Source organism: Leisingera sp. (assembly GCF_034669605.1).
Taxonomy (GTDB): Bacteria; Pseudomonadota; Alphaproteobacteria; order Rhodobacterales; family Rhodobacteraceae; genus Leisingera.
On the sequence record NZ_JAXMOX010000292.1, the window covers coordinates 1 to 4281 of the forward strand.

Sequence of the window (4281 nt, forward strand, 5' to 3'; positions counted from 1 at the left end):
CTCGCTGATCCGCAGATGCGGTCGCAGCTTGAGCCCGAGCAGTATATGCCCGCGGCGGTCGGATTTCTTCAGCCGGTCGCGCCCGCCCTCTGCGTGTGTCCTGCGTGTCTTGGTTCCGGGCATCTCTTGGTCCGACTCGGTTGCCACCCCAGAATTGTGGTGTTTACGACAATTTTGCAATTATTTTGTTGCATTGCCCTCGGACCGGTGGTGAGACTTGCCGGTACCCCAACGGTTGAGACAGTTGATCGGGACGAGATGCAGCAGCACGCAGCACACCGAGGACCAGCCACATGATCGCGCTTGCCACGCAACTGGCCGCCGCGGTGGCGCTGCTCTTGTGGTCGGTGCGGTTGATCCGGACCGGGGTGGAACGGGCGTTCCTGCCAGAGTTGAAACGCGGCCTGAAGGGCTTTTCCAGATCGCGCCTGCTGGCCGCAGCCGGCGGCGGGCTGGCGGCGATGGTGCTGCAGAGCTCGACCGCGGTGGGTCTGATCGGCGCCGGTTTCGCGGTCTCCGGGATGCTGGCGCCAACGGCTGCTCTAGCCTTGCTGCTGGGCGCCGATCTGGGTTCGGCGCTGATGGCGCAGGTGCTGCTCTTGCCCGTGCAGGCGGTGGTGCCCTATGCGCTGTTGATCGGCGTGGTGACCTTTCTCAAGGCCGGCGGACGGCGCACCAAGCAGGTCGGGCGGATCCTGATCGGCTTTGCGCTGGTGCTGATGTCGCTGGGCATGATCCGCGCGGCCACGGTGCCGATCGGGGCCGACCCGATCGTGCAGAGCATCGCCATGTATTTTCAGAACGACCTGGCCAGCGCCTATGTGCTGGGCGCGCTGCTGGCCTGGGCGATGCATTCCAGCATTGCCGCGGTGCTGACCTTTGCCACTTTTGCCACCACCGGGCTGATCGGCGCCCCGGTCGCCGCGGCGCTGGTGATCGGCGCCAACCTCGGGGGTGCGGTGGTGCCGCTGGCCCTGCTCTGGTCGCAGGAGCGCCCTGCCCGGCTGGTGGTGCTGGGCAACCTGATGGCACGCGGCGGCATGACGCTTGCGGCGCTGGCGCTGCTGCTCTCGGGCCAGCTGAGTCTCGGCCTGTTGGGCGCCACCGCCGGCCAGCAGGCGATGACCCTGCACATCCTGCTCAACGCCGCCCTGCTGGCGCTTGCCTTGCCGCTCACCGGCCCGCTGGTGCGACTGGCCGGGGTGATCCTGCCACGCCACTCCGCCAGCACGCCCGAGCAGGTCAGCGCGCTCGACCCCGGCGCACTCGACCACGTGCCGCTGGCGCTGGCCTGCACCCAGCGCGAACTGCTGCGCATGGCCGAGACGGTGCAGACCATCCTGATGCCGGTGGTCAAGCTGTTCCGCACCTGGGACCCAGAGCTGGCGCGGATGATCGAGCTGCGCGAGGACGAGATCGACCGGATGCATTTCGAGATCAAAATCTATGTCTCTCGCCTGCGCGAAAGTACGCTGCAGGCGCCGCAGGACAAGAAAACGCTGGAGCTGGTGGCAATGGCCAACAGTCTCGAGGATGCCGCCGACCGGATTGCCGTCAACCTGGTGGCGCTGGCCAAGCGGATGTCCGATGAGGCGATCACCTTTTCCCGCGAGGGGCTGGACGAGATCGAGCAGTTCCACGACCAGGTGGCGACCAACGGCCAGCTGGCGCTTGGCGTTCTGACCACAGGCGATGCCGAGGCCGCGCGGCAGCTGGTGGCCGAGAAGGATCGCATCCGCATCGAGGAACAGCGCCTGCAGGAACGTCACCTGAAACGGCTGCAGACCGGCACCACCGCCAGCATCGAGACCAGCAACATCCACCAAGAGGTGCTGCGCCTGCTCAAGCAGATCAACGCCGCGCTGGCCTTTGTCGCCTATCCGATCGCCGAGGAGACCGGCGACCTGCTGGGCAGCCGGCTGGCCAAGCCGCGGGTCATCGGGGGCACCGGGTGAAGCCGCGGTGCCGGACCGCCGACCAGATCGCCGCCCTGCCCGTCCATTGGGAGAAGACCGGCAAGCTGCGGGTGCTGATGGTCACCTCTCGCGACAGCGGTCGTTGGGTGATGCCCAAGGGCTGGCTGATGGACGGAAAGTCCCCTTGGCGCGCCGCCGAGATCGAAGCGCTGGAAGAGGCCGGCGCCACCGGTTTCATCTCGAAACGGGCGCTCGGGACCTATCACTACGACAAGCTGCTCGAGGACGGCAGCAGCCTGCGCTGCCGGGTGACGCTCTATCCGATGGTCGTGGGCAAACTGAAACGCCGCTGGAAGGAACGCGCGCAACGCAAGCGGCATTGGTTCGCACCGAAACGCGCCGCCGGGCTGGTGGCGGAGAAAGAGCTGGCGGACCTGCTGACCGGCCTGGCCGAAAAACCCGACCTGCTGGCGGCCATCAAGAAATTGCGCAAGGCCGCCTGAGGGCTGGGTGACCGGTGCCGTCCGACCTCTGGCGCCAACTTCGCCTCCCCCCTGCCCTATCGCGACCAAGCAAGGCGCGCTGACCGTGGCGCGATACCGGTGTCAGAAATCTGTGCGAGCCGGTTTGACCAAGGGCTCTGATCCTTGGCCAGCGCAATCACACACCCGTGTGCGGCTTTCGGTTCCCTTGATTTCGTTCTCTCTTTGTTCTATGTATCTATTCTCATACGACGAAGGAGTTACCAAGATGGAAAGAGTGACCCAAGTCCTGCCCGCGACACCGAGACAGATCGCCTATGCCCGATCGCTGGCGTCGCGCAACCAGATCTCCCTGCCCTGGGAGGTGCAACAGGATCGTCGCACGCTCAGCGCCTGGATCGACAGCCAGAGCAAGGTCGCACCGCAGCGCGACAACCGGCCAAGCTCGAAACAGGTGGCCTTTGCCGAAAGACTGGCGCGGATCAAACGGCGCGCGGTGCCAGACGAATGCTTCCGCGACCGCGGACTGATGTCGAAATGGATCGACGGCAATCGGTGACTGTGCGACGGCGGACCGTTTCTGTCGCGCATCAAGAGCGACCCGAAAGTTGGCCATGGCCAACCCTCGGCTGTTCCCGCCGCAAGGCCATAGCAAAATACTGATCGGGGTTCGCAATCTTGACGATGTCCCTGGCAATCCTGTCTTGCAACAGCAGGGTCTTGGCAGAGCCCAGCACGGCGATGGCGCGCGCCAGGGCGTTGTGAGGAATGCCAAGCATCTTTCCAAAGCCATAGATGACATCGTGGAACCCGTGTTCAGATGTGGGCTTCTCAGGGAAAAACTTCGGGACAGTCGAAAGCTGTGACCAGTCGTCGATCTGGTTCGCAAAAGATTTTTTTGTATAGGGTTTTACAGGCTCTTTGTGCCGGACGTTTCGTCCGTCAGTGGCGGGCGTTTCGCGGGAGTCCACAGTGCTCCCGAGCGTCTTCGCGAGCGTCACATCAGCCGTCTGCGCGGCGTCGGCGCACGGCGTATCCTTGCCGGCATCGGACAGCATCCGGGCGAGTCTCATCAGGATGGCCTTCGCTTGCGCCACGCTCGCCCCGGCCCTCCGCATCAGGTTGCGGGTGCTCTCGACAAAGTCGCGCGCCGCAGCATCCAGAGCGATCCGCAGGCATTCCGACCTGAGCTGCTGGATATGCGCCTTCAGTCCGCGCAGCTCGGCAGCCTCGTCCCGGCGCAGCTGCGCGCGGGCAAGAAGCTCCCGCGACTGCTGCAGAAGCGGTGACAGGTCGAGCCCGAAGGCCCCCACAACCCGACCGCCGCGATAGATCGGAAAGCGTTTGCCGTTGGCGCTGTCACGGCGTCGGAGCAAGCCGACCTCTTCCAGCCGCTCCAGATGCCGGCGCAGCTGGCGGTCGGTGATCCCCTTGGCGCGGTAGCACAGGGTGTCGTTGCTGGCGAAGACCGTCAGCAGGATCGCGGGGGTGATCGGTTGATCGCGGCCATCAGGACCCTTGCACGGCAGGCAGCTCAGCAGCGCATCAAGCACCACGATCGAGGCCGGACGCAACCCAAGGTCGCGGCCAAGCGTGTTGACCGCGGCCATCAGATCGCGCCGCCGGATGGGCTGGAACCCTGGCTGCGCGTCGATTGTGCCCATCCCGTGGAAGGGGCGCGGTCCCGACAAGGCACAGGTCTCCTGTGCCGCGACGCTGAACGTCGTGACTTTTGTGGAATTCATCAATTTTCAGACGGCAAAAGGGTACCGATCACCGAAAACGGTGTTGCAGCGATTCGTTTTTGGGGGTACCAATAGAGTGCTAGTAAATCGGGACCCTCTGGAGTGCTTCACCGCCTTCGGGGGGTTTCTTTTTGCGCG

At 64.8% G+C, this 4281-nt stretch carries 4 protein-coding genes; 3 read left to right on the forward strand and 1 reads right to left on the reverse strand.

Annotation, left to right across the window (positions count from 1 at the left end; translation table 11 throughout):
- The first annotated feature begins 293 nt into the window (after nt 1-293).
- The 3 genes from VOI29_RS22940 to VOI29_RS22950 all read left to right on the forward strand — a co-directional run bounded on the left by VOI29_RS22940 (nt 294) and on the right by VOI29_RS22950 (nt 2957).
- Nucleotides 294-1955: a Na/Pi cotransporter family protein gene (locus tag VOI29_RS22940; protein WP_323765237.1), complete on the forward strand. Its 1662-nt coding sequence runs from the start codon at nt 294-296 to the stop codon at nt 1953-1955.
- Nucleotides 1952-2419 carry an NUDIX hydrolase gene (locus VOI29_RS22945; protein WP_323765236.1) on the forward strand — a complete coding sequence of 156 codons (468 nt, stop codon included), beginning with the start codon at nt 1952-1954 and terminating at the stop codon, nt 2417-2419. Before VOI29_RS22940 ends, VOI29_RS22945 begins: the two co-directional genes overlap by 4 nt.
- A gap of 247 nt (nt 2420-2666) precedes the next feature.
- Nucleotides 2667-2957: a hypothetical protein gene (locus VOI29_RS22950; RefSeq protein ID WP_323765235.1), complete on the forward strand. Its 291-nt coding sequence runs from the start codon at nt 2667-2669 to the stop codon at nt 2955-2957.
- Between the two features lie 31 nt (nt 2958-2988).
- Here the strand turns inward: VOI29_RS22950 and VOI29_RS22955 are convergent, their stop codons facing one another.
- Nucleotides 2989-4143, reverse strand: a complete 1155-nt coding sequence (locus VOI29_RS22955) for a helix-turn-helix domain-containing protein (RefSeq protein WP_323765234.1) — start codon at nt 4141-4143, stop codon at nt 2989-2991.
- Nucleotides 4144-4281: the final 138 nt, after the last annotated feature.